Source organism: Peribacillus sp. FSL K6-5616 (assembly GCF_038008245.1).
GTDB lineage: Bacteria > Bacillota > Bacilli > Bacillales > DSM-1321 > Peribacillus > Peribacillus frigoritolerans.
In genome coordinates this window covers 5,403,116-5,420,768 of the sequence record NZ_JBBOYT010000001.1, presented here as the reverse complement: position 1 = coordinate 5,420,768, position 17,653 = coordinate 5,403,116, and the positions used below count along the sequence as shown (strand labels likewise).

The following is a 17,653-nucleotide window of genomic DNA, read 5'->3' as shown; positions in this document are numbered from 1 at the left end:
TATTAACGACGTTTGACTCCAAAACGTTCTGATAGCGCTTCGCCTAATAAATTGAAGGTGACGACAACAAGCATAATCATCAAACCTGGATATAGCATTAATTCTGGATTCGTCCGAATATAGGATTTCCCTTCATGAATCATTGCTCCCCATTCTGGTGTAGGGGGTTGCACGCCCAAACCTAGAAACGACATGGCCGATATATCCATGATGGCCCAACCCATTTCTAATGTACCCATAACAGCGAGCGGAGGAAGAACATTTGGAACAATATGTTTCTTTATTATCTTCCATTGAGAAGAACCGCTTATTTTAGCCGCCGCTATATAGTTTTGTTCTTTTAGACTAAGTACCATTCCTCGGAAAATTCTCGCATAATATACCCATTGCACAAGCATCAATGCTATGATGACCTGTTTAAGGCCAGGTCCCAATATACCAACAAGTCCAAGAATGAGCAAAAGGTTCGGAAATGCCATAACACCATCACACAGTCTCATTAGCACCTGGTCCACCCATCCACCTTTATAACCTGCAATGGTTCCGACAATCAAACCGATGCCTAAAGATGAAATAAAGATTAATGTAGCAAATCCTAACGAAATGCGAGCTCCATATAAGATGCGTGATAACGTACATCTTCCTAAATGATCCGTTCCCAATGGATACTCAAAGGAAGATGGCTGTAGTTTATTAGCTAAATTGACAGCAATAGGATCATTAGGTGCAATCCAAGGAGCCAAGATGGTGATGATAAATAGGAAGCTTAATATTATTGAACAAAGGACAATCACTTTCTGACTTCTCATCATAATACGAAGACTTGTTATCATTGACGTTGCCCTCCTTTTCTGGAGATGCGTGGGTCGATACACATTTGGATTAGGTCAACAATCAAGTTGCTAAAAATGAAAAGTCCCGCAGCTAAAAGCACATAGCATTGAATGACAGGAACATCCCGATTAAAAATAGCTTCTATGAAATAACGACCGAATCCTGGCCAGGAAAAAACCGCTTCGACGATAATGGTTCCAGTCAGCAGCTTTCCTAAATTCATACCCAGTCCAGTAATCATGGGGGATATGGCTATTCTCAATACATGTTTTCCCATAATGACTTTTTCATGAATCCCTCTTGTGCGAGCAAAAAGGACATAAGGTTCCTGTAAATTTTCAAGAACGCTAGCACGTAATAGTCGAGTATACAAAGCTATTAATGGCAAAGCTAAAGTAACGGAAGGAAGAACCAGATGTTGCCAAGTCCCGATTCCTTCGACAGGAAATAGGTCGAGTTTAACAGAAAAGAAAAAAATCAATAAATAACCAAGCCAAAAAGAAGGGATGGACGCCCCGAAAAAAGAGAGAAGGCGACTAAAATGGTCAATACCACTGTTTTTCTTTATGCCTGCCAAAAACCCAAGAGGGACACTGACCAGGATAGCTAATAGGATGCTACCTAAAGCTAACTGAATGGTCGCTGGCATTCGATAGGTAACCTCTTCCCAAACAGGTTTATTCGAAAGATAAGATATGCCAAAATCAAATTGGCATATCTTAATAATAGAATTTACATATTGAACATGGAGGGGTTGATCTAAGCCAAACTCATGTCTTTTCTGTGCCAATATCTCATCTGTAGATTGGATATGTGCTGCAGATAAATATGCCTCAGCTGGGTCCACAGGTGAAAGGTGAATCATTCCAAACGTTAGAAGAGTGGCCAAAAGAAAGATGGGAATAATGGCCATAATTCGTTTCAAGATATAAGTGCCCATGAAAACCCTCCTGTAACTTACTTCTCGATGCTAATCCCTGTGAATGGATGTTCATCCCGGTTAGCAGGGAATGTAAAATTAGATACATCTTTTTGGTAAACAGCTATTTTCTTAATATAAGAAATAGGCACAATCGCTCCTTGGTCTTGCAGTGATTCCAAAATGGTTGAGTAAAGTTCTTGACGTTCTTTTTCATCTGTTGTTCCAGGAACATCTGCAATTTGTTTTAACAACTCATCTCTGTTCGGATAAGATGAAATGGCTTCGTTAAAACCAAATCCTTCCGAACCAACGACATTTACGAAAGTATGTGGATCATATGGAGCGCCATAGTTACTAAAGAAATTCAATTCAAAATCATTAGCTTTGAATCTTTCAATTTGTACCGTAAGCTCAACTCCAACGATATTCAATTTAACACCCAGTGCCGCCCACTCAGATTGTAATGTTTCGGCCATTGCTTTTTGAATCGATTCTGCAGAGTCGTACATTAACTCGATTTCAAGCGGCTTTCCGTCTTTCTCACGAACGTTTTTTCCTTTTGGAAGCTTCCATCCTGCTTCATCTAATAAAGCTTTTGCTTTTTCGACATTATAATCAATCGCTGTTACATCAATGTCTGAAGTATACGGGAAGTTTGTCGGTAAAATGAAATCTGCCTTCTCTTCCAACCCAGAAGTAACTCCGTCAACCATTGCTTTTTTATTAAATCCATATTGTAACGCTTGACGAACACGTAAATCTGAAAGTTGTTCTTTCTTCGTATTCATAACTAGTTGTCTTGTCGCAACCGGATCAGAAATACTAGTCTCATAGTTACCGGTTGTTTCTAATTGTTTGAACGCATCCAGACTGATAGCACCTTCACCATAAATTAGGTCCAGGTCACCTTTTTCAAAAGCAAGAACACGGGTTTCCGCATCAGGAATGATCTTGACTTTGATTTTCTTAACTTTAGGGAGTTCACCCCAATAATTTTCATTGCGTTTGAAAATAGCATATTCATCTGCTTTATGTTCTTCCAAAATCCACGGCCCTGTACCGACTGGTTTTGTAACACCTTTAGAAGTGTCACCATCTTTAGGGAATCCAGCATCACCTAAGAATCGGACTGGACGAACAACGGCTAACTCTTGAATAGTAGGATAATATGGCTCCTTTAATGTTAGTTTAAATGTGTTTTGGTCAATTACTTCCGTTTGATCCACTTTCGTAATAAAGCCCAACCAACTATGTAAATCAACATTTTTCAATATAGTATCAAAGTTCTTTTTCACAATTTCAGCATTAAAGCTCGTACCGTCAGAAAATTTCACATCTTGACGGAGGTTGAACGTATATTCCTTCCCATCCTTGGAAATTTCCCAAGATTCAGCTAAATGCGGTTTCAGCTTACCTCCATCTTGGTAGCTGACCAAAGGCTCATATATCATTGATGTAGCGAATAATTGAGAAGGATTATAGACATGCGGATTCATTTCACCTATATCCCTCGGCCAAGCCAAAGTAAGCATGTCTTTACTGTCTTTGTTTGAAGTTGAATTTTCTTTTGATTCATTTGTACATCCAAGTAAAAGCGTTGATAAAATTAAAACGATTGCCGATATTAATAACACTTGTTTGCTGTTTCTTCGTTTTGACATCACATTGGTGCCCCCTGTACCATATTGAGAATTATTTTCAATTGTAATGAGTAACTATATTATTGTCAATATAATGTCGAAACTCTCGAAAAATATAAATATGTTTATAAGAAATCATATGTAGATACGTAGAACCCCAATATCCCTTTCAGCCATGAATGATGATGCTGCTCCGAATATTCACACGTTCGCCCCCTTTTAAAACTGGTATTGTTCGTGAAAGTAAGGAACTTGACCAAAACATTCCGTCGTGAAGAAATAATCATCATTCACCTGTTTTTTGATAACACAATCATCAGTTGCAATCCTCTTAACCTTATAAGAGGATAAAGTCAATAATATTATTCTGATATAATTATTTTTACGTAGAAGACATCGGAAGGTGGACATTTAATCGTGGTATAGATTTGTGAATGTCCCAAACGCTCTTGCTGAGAATGCCGAAACATATATGGTGTTATATGGTTTTTTCCCTTTAAATTCTTGAATGATTATTATGATATTCCATCGCGTCCCTGGACTTTCGCCAGCAGTTTAATAAAAACAAAGTTATGACCCTGATTATACTCATCAATCACTTCATACAAATAGTCATCGTATAAATCGTTAATTCCTGGGAACCGTCCATATTCCTTTTCCCTGTTCTAGATATGGAATTTTAAAACCGTACAATAGGTCCAATTCCGAAGAACATAAAAATATCGAAGAAAAGACCTCCCATAAGTTCAGTGAACTTACGAAAGGTCTCCTCTATGGTGAATTAAGTTTGATTCAAGCGATGATTACCTCATGCCGCCCATTCAATTGATAATTTAATAGGAAGTAATGAAAAACGGAGTGCAGCTGTAAACAGTCCACACTCCACTTCGTCTGGGTCGCCAAATCAAATGAACAATGGCGCTATACAAAAAAATGAGAAAATGTCAGGTGACACATTCCCAGTCCTTTATCACCTTCCTTTTCACAATCAATTTCCCTTCGGTTTCATCTGAAAAATGCAAGGTGAATCTTATATGAAACCACCACTACTAGAAAATGAACTTCATAGACCAGGTTTTTTATCTTATATACACATTGAGGTTTATGTGGGAAAGTAAGGAATACTTATAGAAGGCATATCTTTTATTCTAAGCTGCAACTCTCACAAAATTAATGGAAACTATCGGTATAATGACAAGCCTTGATTGATTTTCATACCCTGTTATTGATTCAACGATTTCAATCAAACCAGATTGGCTCTTCACCAATAGACCTTCCACTAAAGTAGTGTCTGTCGCCACTTGTATATTGTGAGTGATTAGATTGTTCAGCACTTCGTTAAACATTATATTTCTTCCTCCTCAACGAGTGTTACCAGTTCTATACTTCTAATCGGGATGTATACTAAGCTATCGCCCGCTTCCTGCAATACGGCATAGTCATCCTTTACTTTAATCAATTGTCCTGTTACTCCCGAGAAACGTGTTGTGATAATAATATTTCTATTGACCAAACCTTTAAGGGCCTCTTTTAATGACCGAAAATGCCCTAAGATTAAATCTGTATATAGCACGCTTTTCATCCTTTCCATGTTCTTAAACTTTTCTTGCACTCTAAAGGATATGCAGTAGACAAGTTATTGACACTACTAAATAGAATATTTTGAAGAAAGGTAGTATCACCCAATTTATTTATTTTGCTTGATAAGTTTCACCTTTGATACCAATTTCACATATAGTATGTCCGAGGTGATGAAAAATGTTATACGAAAGATTTCCCGGGTTAGTAAGTGTGGTCATGACTTGTCATAACGTAGCCCCATATGTTGATGACTGTTTAAATAGTATACTTAACCAAACGTATAAGAATATAGAACTTATTATAGTAAATGATTATTCTACTGATCACACTGCTGAAATGATTGATAACTGGATCAAAAAAAACAATCCTTCATTCCCAGTTGTAGTGGTGGACCTGCCCAGGAATGTTGGTTTTTCAGGGGCATTGAATACTGGTTATTATTTATCTTCTGGTGAGTATATTGCAGTACAGGATGGTGATGACCTATCTCATCCAAACCGGTTTGAAAAACAAGTGAACTTCTTAAAAATGAATCCAGATCATGTGTTGATTGGGACAAACTATAGAGTCTTTACAGATGGTGAATTTGAAAACCAGAATAACGTACACTGGCTTAAGTACGGTCAAGATATAAAGGAAGTATATTGGAATGGAGGGCATTGCGTTTGTCATGGAACGATTTTATTCCGTGGTGTGATTTTTGATGAGTTAGGTGGCCCTACCAGAAGGATAAAGGGTGCTGAAGACTACGAATTTATTGCAAAATGCCTGAACTCCAATTACCGTATCGAAAATTTAAAAGAAGCACTCTATTATTATCGTCTCCATCCTATGCAGCGTTCCCGCGAATTTTTTGGAGAAGGCAGTAAAGAGATATGAGTGAATCTACCATGCGTGTTCTGATGACACTTGATGGAATTGATGTAGGCGGTACCGAGACACATGTTTTAAGTCTGGCTGAGGAAATGATAAATAAAGGCATAGGGATTGTCATCATAAGCAGGGGGGGTTCATTATTACAATCCTTCAGTCGATTACAATGTCCCATTTACCAAGTGCCATTCCCCTACTCTCTTCCAATTCCAGCGGATTTACAGGAGAAGTTATGTAAAGAAATCAAACAAATTATCATGAATGAAAAAATAACACTTATTCATAGCCATCAAACTCCTTCAGCTTTCTTAACCTTTCAAGCAGCAAAAGAGCTTGGTATTCCTTCAATATTTACAGTGCATGGAACTTATTATCCAAAATCCGAACTATTGCGGGTACTGCCCCTGGCAAATAAAATCATCTGTGTAAGCCCGCCAATCCAGCAATTCATACAGAAGCTTACAGATCAACCGACGATTGTCATCCCTAACGGAATAGATACCACTCGATATTCCCCATCAGACTCCTCCGATCTAAAAGTCCAGCTTGGGATCCCAAAGGATTCATTTGTTCTTTTATACAGCAGCCGAATAGCATGGACAAAGGCAAACATCTGCATGATTTTCCTGAGAGCCTGTAAAGACTTAAAGCTTTCGGGCATTCCCAATTTATATGTTGTAGTTGTTGGTGGCGGCCCTCGATTTAAAGAAATAAGAGACATAACGGATACGATACATCGCTCATCAACAGATAATTTTATCAATTTAGTAGGTGAAAGACTTGATTTACAGCATTATTACTCATTGGCTGACTGTGTGGTTGGAACGGGCAGAGTCGCCCTGGAGGCTATGGCCTGCGGCAAACCAGTTATCGCGGCTGGAAGCCATGGATATTTCGGTCTAGTGGAAGAACATAATTTTGAAGATGCTTGGCATTGTTATTTTGGGGATCACGGCTCTCTTAAACCCTGCAGCCGCTATACAATTGCAAATGACATTCGGTCTTCACTATCTCCATCTGACCGTCTACTAAAGGCAGGGTCGGCTTCGCGTGAATGGATGTTAAATAAGTTTAATATTAAATTCAGTGTAGCCAATCTGCTCGAGTGTTATAAAACTCTAATTAAGGGATGAGTGTATTGAAGAAAGTATTATATATTGGCTGGATTGGTTTTGGCAACTTGGGGGACGAGTTATTATGGAACGTGTTTAAAGAGTTAAACAAGCACTATAATTACTCTACCAAGATTGAGATTGTCCCTTCCCTGCCTGGCGTGGATATCAATCATACGGAAGAATATGACACAGTTATCTTAGGTGGCGGTTCCCTATTACTCCCCGGTTATATGGCAGCACTAAAACAGGCAATAGACCTTGGAAAAGACGTTTTTATATGGGGAAGCGGCCTTGACTGGATAACTAAAGAACAGCTGGACATTATAAACTCAGGACAATCACTATCATTAGAAAAGACTTTTACAGAAAAAGATATAATCTTGTTTCGTGAGACCCTTGAAAAAGCAGCATTTGTTGGTGTAAGGGGACCCATTACCAAGAAGGTTCTAGAGACATTTGGAATCAACAGTGAAAAAATTAAACTGATTGGAGATCCCGGAATCTTGCTTAACCCGCCCGCAGTGATTAGGAAAAAGGAAAAAATAGCAGCAATAAACTGGGGTACAACATTCAACCGATTGTACGGCCAGGATGAAGCTGCTATTGAAAATGCGCTACTACAAGTATCCAAAAAATTAATAAAGTCGGGTTATAAAATTTTATTGTACGTTGTCTGGGGCAGTGACCGGGAAGCCTCCAAACGACTTTACGATAAATTGAATGACCCCTTGAATGTGACTTATGATCCATCATTATACTCAGAGGAAGAGCTTATTGAAAAACTCTCTGTCTGCAGTTTGAGCATTAACTTTAAACTTCACGCCAATATCCTTTCCTTAGCAGGAAATGTCCCCTGTATCGCCCTCGGTTACAGATTTAAAGTATTTGATTTGTTTCAGTCCCTTGGGCTGGAGAATTTAGTCGTTTCAACCGATTCCGATACACTAGCTCTCGATATTATGGAAGGGATCCAGGAAATTGAACTAAATAATGAAAAGATAATCGAACAATACAAAAAGAGGAAGGAACATTTCAGTCCCTTAATAATTGAACCTATAAAAAATAATTTCACAGTAGACTAAGTTTTAGATTTAAATATCCAACTTCCAAAAGCTTAATGCATTTTCTAAATCCGTAAAATTCACCTCCAGACATCAAGTTTCGGGGGTGAGTTTTTTTCTGAGGTTAACTCCAACTGTTTTTAATTACTCCTAATACATCTACAACGATGGGTTTCATATCAAACTCCTGCAAAATAACCGAAGCAATAGATGCAAGTAAAAGGAAAGCCGCTTAGGGTCATTCATTTTAATCCAAATTTTAACAAACCCTTTTACTTAGAATGATTCTGGGAATTGATATTCTCCTCCTTCCCCCAGAAAATTTGTATTTCTTTTGTCAAACCCAAGGACAAAGAAAACGATTAAGTTATGCTTGTCCACTTCGAAAAAAGCTTCAAAATTGGGCAATTGTTTCTGTTACTTTGACCCAACAAGGTTTAGATAGCTTTAGTATGTAGATTTTAGAAAATTACCAGATAGTTATTACTCTGCAATTGTATAACAAGAAGGCACTCCTTTTAAAAGGAGTGTTTATTAAGTATGCACATAAAAAAGCACCTGTTTAAGGTGCTAAGCTTGACGTTTTTTATAGTTTATTTTCTAGACCAATTAGAGATTGCATAGTACTTGTAACTAGCATAGGTTGCTAATCGCGGGAATCTAGCTGCCTTCCTTAATTTACTTAGACGGCTCTTATTTCCATATAAAACGCTATCATTGTTTGGCCTGCGTGGTCTTGGCTTCGCCACGAGACATATGAATCCCTGGCCTTGGGACCCCTTTTGTCTTCGGCCTTAGCCTTGTTTTCTTTGACTTGTTTCTAGGTCTTGTTGTGATGTACGAGCCATCACAGGTCGCTACTCGCGGCAATTTAGCTGCCTTCAGTACTATCGTAGGTTGTCCCTCATTCACCCCTTTATATTACTTTAGTCCTGAAAGGTGTGTTCTTCTCCAACACATACGCTTTCATTCAAAAGAGATATAGTTCGTCTACTTCCACATACTCAATACCCATAACGTTTTCAATCAAGTTTTTAACCCAATCAACAACGCTTCCTATCTGAATTCCTTGCTAAAAAACTCAATTGGTCATAATTTTCACCAATGTTTTACTACATCTTTTAAATTTTGTCGATATCTACTCAGAATTTGTATTATTTCTCGGGAAATTGTTGAAATTTGAAAATAGTGATTCTGAATAGTTGGAACAAAGGAATTTCTACTATTGATTTGATACCTCGGTTTAATTGTTATTAACATCTCAATATAGTCAAAGAGACTAAAAAAAAGTAATGAAACCTTTTTCTTATTGAAGTAATGTTTCTTAATGGTTTTTTTGTTGTTCAGTTTTAAGCTATGACATATCGTTTGTCAGTTAAATGTTCATTTCACGCGTAGCTGCGAGTTTATTGGTTAAAAATTAAGCTCTCTTTTAATTGAATGAGAACATGGGTTAAATTGTCATATGTATCGGGTATCGCTATCTCTGTTTCATTGGCTCCTTCTAATCTTTCTTTTTCTTGATACAAGGGCCTTTAGCTCTATCGTTTAGGGGGTTCCCCGTATAGCGTATCGCTTTAAGCGTTTCTATGTCGGATTGAACGAAGGTGTGCTTATTTACATATATTTACAATCACTTCCGTTTCGCTCTAAGTTTTAGACATACTTTCGAGCATTGATTTTGCATTTCCACTTCCTTTGAAGTGGTTGCTCATTCATTCCGAAGTAAATCCTGTTGCATATCGGACTTCCCTTTCTATTTAAAGATGAAGAATCTGTGGACTTATTTTCATGTTATATCGCACACCGATACGAAACATAAAAAAGAACCGATAAGCCCCTTTCTTGAGGAACACTATTGAGGACATGGATCTTGCTGGAGCTGGGAAACCGTTGTTTTAAGCTGAGCCATATCCTTGTCAGTGGATTGTTCATTTCAAGCGTAGCTGCGAGTTGTTCATTGGTTAAAACATTTAAAATCTCATTTATTTGTTTGGTATTATGGGTTAAGTTGTCTTTATACCGGTATCGCTATCTCTGCTTATCGGTTACTTCTAATCTATCTTTTTATAGATATATAAGATATTTAGCTGTACCCTCCAGGGACATGCCCTTATCACGTATCGTATAACGCTATGTGCGCTTCGATGTCAGATTGAATAAAGATAGGCAACCACCATCTAAAAAACTCATATCCGTTTCGTTCTAAGTTTTCCATACTTTTGAACAGTGGATGTGTGCCTCCCACTTCCTAAGAAAAGAATACTCGTTCATTCGGATGTATATCATGTTTCCATCAAACGTCACTTTTCTATTAAACCTAAAGAGTCGAATTTATTTGCAAATTATATCGCCCAGCGATACGCAACACAGAAAAAAAGAGCTGATCAATCCCTGTCTGGAGCACCTCTATTAAGGATGACTTTTGTTTTTGAATGCATGTTTTCAACCTCCTCAGCCCCCTTTTTATCAAACATGCCTTTATTTCTTGCTTCAAATTGTGTATTTTGTTTTAGATGCATATCGCTTAAACAAATCTCCAATGAATTTCAATTGACCCTTCGCTTGCCTTTGGTAGAACGTCCGATACATTGGAATCGCCGAGCTCTTACATAACAGGTTCCAAATCCTGTAAATTTTAAATATTCTTTCTTCATTCTGTTTTTCAGTTACGCGAATCATATATGGTACTATGAATTTTTTAATGTTTTGTTGATTCGCATTACAATGCTTTTCTCAATCTATCAAGTGTTTCTTCATCAATAACAAATCAATACAGAGCTAGGCAAAAAAACTTAACAGTCATCCCTTATTTTCTGAATATGGAGAAAAGTCCCCGCCATTTTTCGGAACGTTTTTGTATAGCCTCTTCTAAACGTTTATTAAATTCATTTTGTGAACTCCATTCTTTTTTCTGTTCGTCCCGCATATTTTGTATTTCTTTTTGTAAGAGTTCACTTTTTTGTTTTTCTTGTTCCAGCAATGTTTCGTAATGGGTATTTTGTTGTTCAGTTAATTGTTCAATTTTAGTATTAGTTCTTTGCGCTGAATTTCCAATACTAGAACTTATAACATGATGATCTTGCTGGAGCCGGGAAACCTTTGTTTTAAGCTGTGACATATCGTTTGTCAGTTGGACATTCATTTCACGTGTGGCTGCGAGTTCATTGACTAAAAACATTAAGACCTCGTTTAATTGATTGGGGTCGTGGGGTGAATTTTCATATGTATCGGGTATCGCTATCTGTGTTTCATTGGATCCTTCTAATCTTTCTTTTTGTTGATACACAAGGTCTTTAGCTGTATCGTCTAGGGGCTTGTCCGTATCGCGTAGCGCTATAAGCGCTCCGATGTCAGATTTAACAAAGATACGCCGATCTCCATCTTTCAAAAACTCATATCCATTCCGCTCTAAGATTTGACCATACTTTCGAACAGTGGGAGTTGCAATCCCCACTTCTTCTGCCACTTCCTTGGAAGAGAAAGCTCGTTCATTCAGTTGTATATCGCGTCGCATATCGGACCTCTTTTCTATAACTAGTTGTATCTGTAGTCTACCCGACCTTAAATTTTCTGTCTAGATAAGTATAGCCTATCCAGAAGTCGTTAGGGATTGCGATATGATTTCCTTTTCCTTTCTTCTGTTTCCATATAGGATTAGATCACCTATTCACTTACCTTCCTTCTCTTGCATAGCCTCCATCTCCCCTTATAATTGAGGATGTTACATCTGGTTGGGCCTGGCGCCTGGGTCCGTGCCTTTGGAAAACTGGCCAGCCTTATCCTCAAGATTCCCCCTTTTTTGTTGCAAGTTACCACTCGTACAAATTTCATTTAATCACATAAGTTAGATTGAACCCTCTTATAATTTTCATTCTTGAAAAGATTGTAACTTGTGGAGTATACTCTAGCTCTAATATAGTCTGCACCCACTAATGTAGCCCATAACGTTCGATGGCTTCCATCACTAGATACATGATATTCTATCAACGCAGGCTTTCTAGAATAACTTTGTGCATATTTTTTTGAAGTGCTCAATAAAGAGTAGAATCCCATCCTAAATTCATAGGCTTTTTTACATAACCAGCTCTGAGTCCTTTTCTACTAAAAGTGGCTGGCCGATTATTGAAACCAAGTCCATTAATCCACCTAAGTGTTTATTATTACTTCTCATATTAGCATTCCGTACCATTCAAATTGATGAAAGACTCGTGAAAATGCGAAACACAACAAGATTAAGCAAAAAGAAATAAAACTTCAGAGAATCGTTCCATTCTGGTTTGGGTCGTTGTGGAGATTCCCCCTCTTACACCAGCTTATTTTTTCACACTATAAAAAGCTCGACCCAAATGGCACATTATATGCCTTTTGGGTCGAGCTCCATTTCTCATTATTTCATCAGCTTTGCGACTGGCTTCGAAAGAAGCAACAATACAAAACCTAAACCAATTGTTACAAAACCAATCACACTAAAGATTTCCAGGTAACCTAAAGACTGCGTATATGCAGCTAATTGCCCGGCTACCATATTAGCCACCGCGGAACTTGCCAGCCATACTCCCATTAGAAGAGAGGCAAGCTTGATTGGAGCAATTTTACTTACCATTGATAAACCAACTGGTGAAATCATTAATTCGGCTAATGTATGAAGGAAATACGTTACAATCATGAACAGGATGTTCACTTTCAGCGCTGTGTCGTTTCCTGTATACATTACAGCAGGAAGCAGTACTAAGAAACCTAAACCAACAGTGACTAAACCAAGAGCCATCTTCGTTGGGGTTTTTAAGTCACCGCGTTTTGAGCTGCCAAGCTTGTACCATAAAGCAGACATAATTGGCGCTAAAATCACGATGAATAATGGGTTCAATGATTGGAACCAGGCAGTTGGAACCTCAAAACCGAATACATTCCGATCAATTTGGTCATTAGCATACAATGTCAATGAACTTCCTGCCTGCTCGAAAGCGGCCCAGAAAGCAATGACGAAGACTGCCAAAATAACGATAGCCGCTGTACGTTTTTGTTCTCTTTTCGTTAACGGTGCAGCTGATTTTTTACCAGCTGTGACTTCCGGTTTGCCAGTAGGTTCTTTACCGATATCACCTAAATAGCGATTGCCTAATAAATTGAAAACTAACTGTCCTACAATCATGCCAATTGCTGCTGTCAAGAACCCATATTTATAGCTCATAAGCCCGACTACTAATGGTGCGAAGAAAGCCCCAACGTTAATACCCATATAGAAGATGGTAAAAGCCCCATCACGACGCGGATCATTGTCTTCATAAAGATCACCAACAATTGTCGAGATGTTTGGCTTGAAGAAACCATTACCGATAATCAGTAAACCAAGACCAATGTAAAGCGCTGTCAAACTCTGACTTGCGAATAGCGAAAAGTTACCAAGCGCCATTAAAATACCGCCTATCGTGATCGCCAATCTTCTTCCTATGAAACGGTCAGTCAAGTATCCGCCAATCATTGGTGTAATATAAACGGCACCAGTAAAGAATCCGTATATGCCCATAGCCGCAGATTTGTCGACTCCAAGCCCGCCGTTTACAACCGTTGCTGTTAAGTAAAGAACAAGGATTGCCCTCATTCCGTAATAGCTGAAGCGCTCCCATGCCTCAGTAGCGAACAGCATATACAGTCCTGGAGGATGCTTTTTCCTGGACTGGTTTGGCTGCTGAACTTCTTCTTTTAATAGTGCTTGCATAATAAAGTCCTCCTCAATATGGTTAACCACCAATCGTTACATTCACAAAATAATTGCATGGTCTTTATTTTAATAGACAATTGATTGATACGATGATGGCCACTCATTCCATCCAACTCACCATCAGTAAGCGTTTTCATTTTTAATCTTTACTGTGGTGCAAAAAGAATCTGATAGCAAAATCTACATGAGCATTAACTTATAAAGACATTCAATGAAGGCATTTATATTTTAAAGAATCTTTAGTGTTGTAAAATAATTTTATATTATCAGAAAATATAAAAACACAGAAAAAAAAGAAAAAAAGTCCTATTGCGTTAACGGTCTGTGCAGCAAAGGAGATCCCCCATCATAATAAAAAACTGCCTTGTATTAAGGCAGTTTCAGACTGTTGACAAACTCGATTTTAATTAAGATTGCCTACATTATTTTTGAGGGAGTTTAAAACATGAACGTTGATTTTCTCTCCAGGCACTCACTTTCCGCGGGCGGTCCGGGAGCCTCCTCGGCGCTCTTGGCGCCTGTGGGGTCTCCCTTGGACGCGCTTTTCCCGCAGGAGTCTCGTACCTTCCGTTCCAATCAACTTTGTTAAAATACCAATTGGAACCCTTATACAAACTCAAACTGCCTTTAATTAAGACAGCTTCTTAGTCAACAATCCATTGATATAAATTTTTGGGTCTTCCTATTTTTTGATAACTCACAATAGTTTCTACTTTTCCTTCATCAAGTAAATGCATAATATAGCGATAAACGGTCGGATAAGCCAATCCAACTTCTTTAGAAATTGTATCAACAGAAAAAGGCTCGCGATTAGAATGCAGAAAATCACTAACGTGACGAAGTGTTCTCTTACTAATTCCCTTTGTTACAAATACATCCTTTTCTTCACTGGATTTTTGCTGCGGAGCTGATTGGGTTAATTTTGCTAGGCGGGCATGCAGTTGAATCCTTGAAATCAAATCAGGTGCTTTTACAGGCTTTAAGGCAAAATCCGTTGCGCCTGCTTCAAGAAAGCGATCAGCAATTTCCTGTCGTTCATCGACTGTTAATACAAGAATCGGAACATCGGCATTAAGTTTACGAAGCTCACCCACTGTTTTTATTCCGTCCATTTCCGGCATATGATAATCAACTAAAACAACATCTGCTCCTTTTTCTGCAAACACATTTAACCCTTCTTTTCCGTTGTTAGCCGTATCTACATTCCAGCCGGCAAATTCACAAATTTCACTTAGCATATATTGAATTGATGTATCATCATCTATGACTAAAATGTTCATCTTGACACACTCCCCTCAGCTAGTTTAATCCAAAATATTGTCCCGTGCCCAAGCTTGCTATCAATTTCCACCGATGCACCATGTCCTTCAGCAACTTGTCGTACGAAAGCTAATCCCATGCCTGGATGCGATTTTGTACTGAACCCAGCTTTCCATATTTTCTCCTGCTCTTTAGGTGAAATCCCTTTCCCGTTATCTGATACGCCCAACCAAAGTTCATTTTCATAGGTTTTTACCTTAAGCAAAATCTTTCCATCTTCTATTCCATTCACTGCATCATAAGCATTGTCAATTAAATTCACTAATGCCCTTGTCATTCGGATTTTATTAATGAAAATTTTAATTTCAGGATCTGTTTGAAAGTCTACCTTCAGATTAAGATTTGTCCCGCTCAGTCTGCTTGCTCCGACATATTCAACTAAATCTTTTATACGGCACCAATGTTTTTTATCATCATATAAAATCTCGGAAATCATTTCGCTAACGGAAAGAATCGATGCTGAAATCCTTTGGCAATATTCTTTAATTTTAGAATCGTCCACTTTCATACTAATTAAAGAATTTAGCCCCTCAATTGTTGTAAGAGGCGTTTTTAAATCATGGACCAGATATAGTGCTTCCCGTCCTGATCTTGACTGCATTGCTTCTAACTGCGCATAATGAAGCTCTTGCTTTATCCGCCACTTTTGTTCAGCCAATGAAAAGTACACAGCTAAAATAACAGCATTAATAACGAAAATTAAACACAAAGTTAAACTGTACAATGTTAAAGATTGCTCGAATCCAATTTGAACCGCTATACCTGTTAATTCCTTTGAAATCGACCCTTGGCCAAATCCATATTGGGATAAAGAAGGAATCTCATTCAGCCATTCAATCCCAAAGATTAATTGAGAACAAATAATCGTTTTAATAATTGGCTTTAGTCTATCCTTTTCAAAGGCTTGCAATAATAAGATGGCTAACAACAATAACAAAGCATATGCGCTAAATGAGTATGTTAAAGAATAATAAGCATTTATCACGATATAATCGAGAGGAATAACAATAAGAGGAATGATGATTTTTAACCATGGACGGTTTAAACGAGCAGCGATTTCGTCACCCAACAGCAGTGCACCAATATAATGAAACAAAGCTAAAACTGTATTTAAAGACACTAGCAAAAAAACCGCAAGCATTAACTGATTTCCTGTTTCTTCACCTTCTCTTAATGAAATAAGCAAATCAGTAAGACCAATTTCGTCAGGACCCAACCACGATAGTAAGAATACCCCGAATAAAATTACTCCAATTTTCATCCATATTGTCCAAGACTTCATAAGACTAGCTATCATAATCATTTCACCTTTGATAGATTATTTGCTTATAGAATAGAATGATAACCATTCTTTCAATTCGTATTGATTTAAATGTATGTGTACCCTTCCATAACCTCATTATACGTAATTCATCATTATTATGAAAATTATAAAAAAATGGGTACGTGGATGAGCCACCCTCTATGGATAAAAAGCTACCCTATACAAAAAATTAATTATTATAACGTCAAATTCTTTTAGAATTATTTAACTACATTGCATTTTTCCCCATAGAAAAAACACCTTCACATTGATTGGCTGATATTCAATACCTACTTTTCAACGAAAAGTGTTTTACTTTTCTCATTTTTAGGTCAGTGCAACTATAGGAAAAGGGGTTGAGAATATCATACTTTATTGTTCCAAGAGGTAATTACATAAATCAACTTGAAGATATTGATTTCTCAAGGATTTAATTAGATAAATAGGGTTCACATCAATATTCACATGTAACAATGCCTTTTCAAAGATATCCATGGATACTGAAGGATTATCTCCTAATAATGAAGTAATGACTGCTTCATATTTACCCTTTTTGTAAGTCCCTTCCTTTATATCTTCTAAAGCATGAAGTATTTCAAAAATTACCTTTGAATCCTTTTCATTCAGATCATTATTCAAAATGAAATGAAAAAAAGTATATTGTTCAGGATCTTTATCCAAAGCAATTGTAAGTAATAACTTTTGATGATATTTCATCTTTTTAAATTCATCTATTAACTCTTCCATTAAATTCATCTCCTACTATTATAATACCCAAAGTGCAATTGCAACTTCTCTAACTCTAATAATTTTCATTGTGGTCAAACTCCTTTTAACAAAGGGGCTAGGGTAAGTGTTTCCGCTCTTCTAACTTTATACTAATATATTTAGTAAATCCTCTCGTCCCAAAAGTGAAACGAAATAATTTACATTTCATAATTCCCGTATTTTTAGCGATGCTTCCCTGGTAGAAATCTTGTATTCCCTATACCGGTTCAAGAATCAACGATCATTCCCTTAAAATGGGCAACTTTTAACACCAAAAACAAAGGGTTCTTTACATACGATTAAGATTGATGAAACCCTGTTAACATGTCATAGAAGCACCGAATAGTTGTTACCCAGCTTAAACAGCTTCCAAAAAAAACCAGGAACGGAAAAGAACATTACTCCACACTTACTTAGGCATACCTACACTTCACTATTGATTGAAGCTGTAGTAGGAATTAAAAAATCAACAACCATTAGGAAATAACGAATTCATATATAAAGAAAAGGC

The 17,653-nt window shown here is 37.5% G+C and carries 13 protein-coding genes; 3 read left to right on the top strand and 10 right to left on the bottom strand.

Translation table 11 applies throughout. The features are described from left to right. Positions 1–2 precede the first annotated feature (2 nt). The 5 genes from nikC to MHB45_RS26405 all read right to left on the bottom strand — a co-directional run bounded on the left by nikC (position 3) and on the right by MHB45_RS26405 (position 4,969). Entirely contained in the window at positions 3–833 is an 831-nt protein-coding gene (nikC, locus tag MHB45_RS26425; RefSeq protein ID WP_034306314.1) for a nickel ABC transporter permease subunit NikC, read from the bottom strand. Then, the gene (gene nikB / locus MHB45_RS26420) at positions 830–1,774 is read right to left on the bottom strand and encodes a nickel ABC transporter permease subunit NikB (protein WP_048687811.1); all 945 of its coding nucleotides are present in this window, start codon (positions 1,772–1,774) and stop codon (positions 830–832) included. Before nikB ends, nikC begins: the two co-directional genes overlap by 4 nt. Before the next feature lie 17 nt (positions 1,775–1,791). Beyond that, entirely contained in the window at positions 1,792–3,417 is a 1,626-nt protein-coding gene (gene nikA, locus MHB45_RS26415; RefSeq protein WP_048687813.1) for a nickel ABC transporter substrate-binding protein, read from the bottom strand. A 1,127-nt stretch (positions 3,418–4,544) separates the two neighbouring features. Continuing rightward, positions 4,545–4,742 carry a hypothetical protein gene (locus MHB45_RS26410; RefSeq protein WP_048687815.1) on the bottom strand — a complete coding sequence of 66 codons (198 nt, stop codon included), beginning with the start codon at positions 4,740–4,742 and terminating at the stop codon, positions 4,545–4,547. Then, positions 4,742–4,969 carry a DUF2642 domain-containing protein gene (locus tag MHB45_RS26405; protein ID WP_161798636.1) on the bottom strand — a complete coding sequence of 76 codons (228 nt, stop codon included), beginning with the start codon at positions 4,967–4,969 and terminating at the stop codon, positions 4,742–4,744. The genes MHB45_RS26410 and MHB45_RS26405 overlap by 1 nt, the downstream gene beginning before the upstream one ends. A gap of 185 nt (positions 4,970–5,154) precedes the next feature. Here MHB45_RS26405 and MHB45_RS26400 point away from each other — a divergent pair, with 185 nt between their 5' ends. The 3 genes from MHB45_RS26400 to MHB45_RS26390 are packed head-to-tail and all read left to right on the top strand — an operon-like array spanning position 5,155 to position 8,047. Then, complete coding sequence (locus MHB45_RS26400) at positions 5,155–5,856, top strand: glycosyltransferase family 2 protein (RefSeq protein ID WP_072273890.1); 702 nt, start codon at positions 5,155–5,157, stop codon at positions 5,854–5,856. Further along, positions 5,853–6,983: a glycosyltransferase gene (locus MHB45_RS26395; RefSeq protein WP_065421213.1), complete on the top strand. Its 1,131-nt coding sequence runs from the start codon at positions 5,853–5,855 to the stop codon at positions 6,981–6,983. The genes MHB45_RS26400 and MHB45_RS26395 overlap by 4 nt, the downstream gene beginning before the upstream one ends. 5 nt (positions 6,984–6,988) lie before the next feature. Further along, positions 6,989–8,047 carry a polysaccharide pyruvyl transferase family protein gene (locus tag MHB45_RS26390; RefSeq protein WP_048687820.1) on the top strand — a complete coding sequence of 353 codons (1,059 nt, stop codon included), beginning with the start codon at positions 6,989–6,991 and terminating at the stop codon, positions 8,045–8,047. Positions 8,048–10,835: 2,788 nt separating this feature from the next. Here the strand turns inward: MHB45_RS26390 and MHB45_RS26385 are convergent. The 5 genes from MHB45_RS26385 to MHB45_RS26365 all read right to left on the bottom strand — a co-directional run bounded on the left by MHB45_RS26385 (position 10,836) and on the right by MHB45_RS26365 (position 17,121). Further along, complete coding sequence (locus MHB45_RS26385) at positions 10,836–11,543, bottom strand: hypothetical protein (protein WP_048687821.1); 708 nt, start codon at positions 11,541–11,543, stop codon at positions 10,836–10,838. Positions 11,544–12,416: 873 nt separating this feature from the next. Then, positions 12,417–13,748 carry a peptide MFS transporter gene (locus MHB45_RS26380; RefSeq protein WP_048687822.1) on the bottom strand — a complete coding sequence of 444 codons (1,332 nt, stop codon included), beginning with the start codon at positions 13,746–13,748 and terminating at the stop codon, positions 12,417–12,419. Positions 13,749–14,395: 647 nt separating this feature from the next. Then, positions 14,396–15,031 (bottom strand): response regulator, encoded by a 636-nt coding sequence (locus MHB45_RS26375; protein WP_048680388.1) that lies wholly within the window; start codon positions 15,029–15,031, stop codon positions 14,396–14,398. Then, complete coding sequence (locus MHB45_RS26370) at positions 15,028–16,368, bottom strand: ATP-binding protein (RefSeq protein ID WP_081088799.1); 1,341 nt, start codon at positions 16,366–16,368, stop codon at positions 15,028–15,030. The genes MHB45_RS26375 and MHB45_RS26370 overlap by 4 nt, the downstream gene beginning before the upstream one ends. A 378-nt stretch (positions 16,369–16,746) precedes the next feature. Next, entirely contained in the window at positions 16,747–17,121 is a 375-nt protein-coding gene (locus MHB45_RS26365) for a DUF1878 family protein (protein WP_048680386.1), read from the bottom strand. Positions 17,122–17,653: the final 532 nt, after the last annotated feature.